Origin of the sequence: Microcoleus pseudofavosus SVA1_A4 (assembly GCF_036700565.1) — a bacterium.
Classification (GTDB): Bacteria; Cyanobacteriota; Cyanobacteriia; order Cyanobacteriales; family Microcoleaceae; genus Microcoleus.
In genome coordinates this window covers 1-3,986 of the sequence record NZ_JAUBPE010000155.1, presented here as the reverse complement: position 1 = coordinate 3,986, position 3,986 = coordinate 1, and the positions used below count along the sequence as shown (strand labels likewise).

Annotated in this window: 3 protein-coding genes; all 3 read right to left on the bottom strand. The window is 36.1% G+C overall.

Annotated features, from left to right (window positions below; genetic code table 11):
• The 3 genes from QUA02_RS32855 to QUA02_RS32845 all read right to left on the bottom strand — a co-directional run bounded on the left by QUA02_RS32855 (position 1) and on the right by QUA02_RS32845 (position 3,714).
• Positions 1 to 477, bottom strand: a complete 477-nt coding sequence (locus QUA02_RS32855; protein ID WP_333033912.1) for a DUF2290 domain-containing protein — start codon at positions 475 to 477, stop codon at positions 1 to 3.
• Positions 474 to 2,609, bottom strand: coding sequence for a DEAD/DEAH box helicase (locus QUA02_RS32850; RefSeq protein WP_333033910.1), 2,136 nt, complete (start codon positions 2,607 to 2,609; stop codon positions 474 to 476). The genes QUA02_RS32855 and QUA02_RS32850 overlap by 4 nt, the downstream gene beginning before the upstream one ends.
• Before the next feature lie 316 nt (positions 2,610 to 2,925).
• On the bottom strand, positions 2,926 to 3,714 hold the full coding sequence (locus tag QUA02_RS32845) for a TnsB C-terminal domain-containing protein (RefSeq protein WP_333033909.1): 789 nt from the start codon (positions 3,712 to 3,714) through the stop codon (positions 2,926 to 2,928).
• Positions 3,715 to 3,986: the final 272 nt, after the last annotated feature.

The window sequence follows — 3,986 nt, the reverse complement described above, 5'->3', positions numbered from 1 at the left end:
TCAGATTGCACTCACTTTCTTCACTTCTCTGCTGCAAAAGCGATCGTATCCCTCTTTAAAAACTGTCCGGAGTATTGCTATAACTTGCTCGTAATCAGGGCGGAATTCTTCTCCACAATCTTTATAAGAGAAATTATTTTCATTTAAAAACTCTTCGTAAGTTGGAAATTCAGAAGGCACTTCATAATAGGCATATCTATACTTTACTTTATTATTTAAATTACTTTCGCAAGAAAATTGAAAAAAAGAATAATCTTCGAGCAAGATATCATAATCTTTGTTAGTTATAGCCACTTGATATAGCTTACGATAATCCCCATTATGAGCTATATCTTGAGAAGTTTGAAAGAAATCACGTGAAAATTTTGAAGGCGTAAACGTTAGCGTCCTAGTATAGTTTTCACTGTATAATAAATTACAATCCTTCAATATCTTTTTTGCTTTCCTAAACCCTTCTTCCATCATTGTTAAATTCATTTCTTTCCTTCCAACTTTATTAAATCCATCACTTCTTCAGTGGGAATACCTTTTCTCTCTGCTTCATTCATAAGTTCCTGAATTTTCTCTCGAAAAGATGCTTTTTCCACATTGACATCAGCCAAATCTCTCTGGAAAACATTCATTTCTTCAATATTTGGATATATAAACTCCAGATTTGGCATCTTACTTAAAGCTGCTTTAATTTCATTAAATAAAATTTCAGCATACTTGTTTGCGCCTGTCACAACTAACCAAGCTTTTGTACGAGTAAATGCAGTAAATAATTTATTTCTGGCAATTCTTGAATCTTTTTCAAGAGCAAATGTATCTACTCCAATGACATAAACTATAGCCGCTTCATTACCTTTAGCCCTATAAACTGTGGACAGAGTTACACATCCTTCCATAAAAAACTCTGTTGGATAAATATCTGAAAGAACATTATTTGATTTAATCTCTCTTTCCCTTAAATTATCACTAATCTTAGTAAAATATTTTCTGGCATATTTATCATCTATACAAACAACAAGAATGTCTTCTGAATTAAGTTTTTCATTCTCAATATTATTTTGTATAGAATTACAAACCCAATTTACTTCATCATCCATCCCAGAAGCCGTGTAATATTTGATAAGTTCATCAGGTTTTTGCTTCTTTGATATAGTTAAAGGGCTATTCTTGAGTGGTCTCTGGATGATCATGTGATCTCCTTCTTTACAATCACCTTGAATAACTTCGTATCCAAGATCACTCCAATGCTCTTTATTTTCTAGCATCTGTATAATTTGGGAATTATAAATCCCAAATCCTATTGAATGTGCAAGAACTAGAATTTCTCGTGCGCTACGATAACACTTGGCTAGAACTATATCGTTATCTATCTGGGGATACTGCTCTTGCAACTTAGCTAAATCAATCCCTTCGTACCCATATTTTTCATTTTTAAATGTCTCTATAGTGGACTGTATTTTTACATTTAAAATATTTTGTAGTTCATCATAACCCCACACGAGACAGTCATTGCGTACAATTTGACGACATAATTGATAGAAAGAAGGCTTAAAGTCTTGTGCTTCGTCCATGATCACATAATCATAAACTTTGTCCAATTTCCCATTTTTTTTAGCAAGTAAATCTTGGCAAACAAAGTCAAAAGGATCGACTAACCGATTTTTAGCTTCTTTAAAACTTATAGGTTTAACATTATTCTGACTGCACGCTTGATAGTATACACCCTGTAGTGAACTCCCTCCCCAACCATGCAAGATGCGTACTTTTTTCCAGTCTGGATCGCTATCTTCATGCTGTCTGTAAAATCTTGTGATTAAACGTTTAATATAGCTATATAAACTTTTAGTGTTAAATGTATACAAAATAATTGCATCTGGATTGCGTAGATGAATTAATGCAGCTTTCATTGTTAATACAATCGTCTTTCCCGATCCAGCAAGCCCTCTAATTCTTTGAGGGCCTTCCAATTGAGTTAAAGCTGCATACTTCTGCCTCTTATCAAAATTAGCTATTTCCTTTTCTAAAGCACTTAAAATTCCGCCTTTAGTATTTGATTGATTTTCTGATATATGCCGTTCTTTCGGCTTGATAATACCTTTAGAACCCTCAATAACAGCAAGAATTTCATTGAATATTTCCTCTGAAATAGCTGATTCATTATTAACTTGATTTAAAGATGTAGTAATTTGTGAATCATTAATTATTAATTCATTTTCTAAATCCAAATACTGAGAATCAATATTAGGTGCATATATGGCTGCATTAATGTCAATCAAAAGACTGCTACGATCTTTTCTAATATTTTTATTCTTTATTAATTTGGAAAATATAAAGCTGTATATTTGAGATAATTCATCATCAATATATTTAATATTTTCGAGTTTTAATTCTCGTGATGCTCTGTTGTTACACTGAAATATAAAGATTCCATGATATGGGCATATTAGCATCAAGCTAGGAGATTGAACATCTTCATCAATATTCTTAAAGATAGGAAAATTATAGTAAAGCACTGAGTTATTTATGCCCAGCTTTTGTTCGTGTTCTTCTAAGAATCTAACCAACTGGTTAGAAGCTTGATCATCATAAAAGCCTTGAGAGAGAATATTTTTTTGCATTCTAAAGTGTCTCCGTTTGAGAAAACTTACAGCAGTTTCTGGATTATTATACTCGACTTTTGATACTAAAAGCTGTTTATAAACAAAGATTACAGCGGTTCCCGCTTTTGTGACGTACAGTAGCAATTAGCAAACCAATTTATTACAAACCACTACAAAATATTTAGTGTACCGCATAAAAGCGGAAACATCTGTAACAGTTTGAAACTCTTATCTAGCAAAGGGTTCAAAGAATAACAACAGCGTACTCACACTGAGGGATGTAGAGAATGAACGATAGGAGGGATCACATCTTCCCCCCTTTTGGCAGCACTCCTCAAACTGGCTTTAGCTCCAAACTGCGCCACAAGTACCACGAAGCAACACTGCGTAACATAGCGTGCCGTAGGGCAAGAGCTACCACTTGGGAACTTGGCGCATCAAAGCCCAAATTAATCCCTACAATGCAGCGAGAATAGGTATCAATCACCGTTGTTAACCAGGGACGACCTAAAAGCTGACCATCTCGATCTACCAACAACACATCTGCACGGGTATGGTCACATTGCCAAACATGGTTGCTATACTCCACTGATAAGTCTTTGCCATCACGAGTTTTAACCGATAGCCGCGATCCTCGCCATCCTCTACTCCTGACACTTTGCTTTTGCTCTTGCTGCTCAACAATTGGTTGCAGAACGCGATATACCGTTCTGTAACTGGGGTAATCTTCTTGACCTAATTCTTGCGCCCTTGCCTGAACACGAATCGCTACTTGGGCAGGGGTAATGCGTTTACTACCTTTATTGCCCTCCTTGTAGGTTTTAAGGATGAAGTCTTGCCAGTCAGGGGCGATGCGATGCTTTCCTTTATCGGCGCGTTGATCGTGGTTAAGAGCGGCTAATCCTTCTTGCTCCCACTTAGCAACCAACCGTCGCACCGTTCGCACTGATACGCCCAGCTTTTGGGCTGCTTCTCCTTGCCTTTGCCCATAGGTGCGGCGATCACACGGTTCCATAAGGCTCTGAATTACCTCCTGCTTAAGCTTTGCTTCATCTGAGAGTTCAGTCACTATTTCCTGAACTTCAACAGGGCTAGCTGTTTCATCTGAGGAAGGGATCAGCATTTATACCTCCAAGCAATTGCTGCATAACGATAGGTACATAAATGTTTGATTAAAACATTTATGTATTATAAGACAAAAGGACAATAATGTGTCAATCCTTAAAAAACTCGTAAAAATAGCCGTTTTCAAGAAAAGACACATAATTTGTCAATTATAGAAGAGCGGACAACTAATTTGTCAAAAGTCTCCCGTCGTCAAACAATAGTTCGGACAGTTTTTAAGCAGCCAGAGTACCATAAGACAAGACTGAAGGAAGGTTAGGGTGATTTAAA